Origin of the sequence: Mesorhizobium sp. M2A.F.Ca.ET.037.01.1.1 (assembly GCF_003998075.1) — a bacterium.
In the GTDB taxonomy this organism is placed as follows: domain Bacteria; phylum Pseudomonadota; class Alphaproteobacteria; order Rhizobiales; family Rhizobiaceae; genus Mesorhizobium.
This window is the reverse complement of the sequence record NZ_RZSA01001705.1, coordinates 1-584: the sequence shown is the minus strand read 5'-3', so window position 1 is coordinate 584 and position 584 is coordinate 1. Positions and strand designations below refer to the sequence as shown.

General features: G+C 66.1%; 1 protein-coding gene and 1 pseudogene. Both read left to right on the top strand.

The window, feature by feature from the left end:
- A partial coding sequence (locus EOA27_RS43260) for a multicopper oxidase domain-containing protein (protein WP_348639891.1) occupies positions 1–349 on the top strand: 349 nt, incomplete at its 5' end.
- Positions 350–385: 36 nt separating this feature from the next.
- Positions 386–584: pseudogene (locus tag EOA27_RS39335) on the top strand (cytochrome c); the annotation flags it as partial.

Genomic DNA, 584 nt, shown 5'->3' with positions numbered 1-584 from the left:
CACCGTCAGCCGCCGCCTCTTCCTCACCGAGGCCATGACGATGAATGCCGCGAGCACGGGGATGGACTTCCTGATCAACGGCAAGGCGTTCGATATGGGGCGTGTCGACACCGTTGCCCAGGCCGGCGATACCGAGCTTTGGGAAATCGTCAACCCGGCCGACATGGATCATCCGTTCCATATCCACGGCACGCAGTTCCAGGTTGTCGAGCACGAACGCGACGGCACGATCGCCAAACCGCCCTATCTGGCGTGGAAGGACACGGTCAACGTGGCGCGCGGCGAGACGGCTCACGCGCCAGGAGCGGCCGGGCGCGCGCATGTACCACTGCCACATCCGGGAGCATGAGCAGCTCGGCATGATGGGCATCATCGACGTTAAGGCATGAGGTCTCGCATCATTCTGAGGGCGGTTTTGCTGGCGCTCGCCGGCCCGTCGCTGGCCGCGGGGCCCGGCGACACCATCGTGGCCGCTCGCCAGGCCTCGATGAAGGAGATGGCGGCCGCCGCCAGGGCGATCGCCGAAATGTTCGACGGCAAGCGCGCCTATGAACCAGCGGCTTTCAAGGCGGCGGCGGACACGC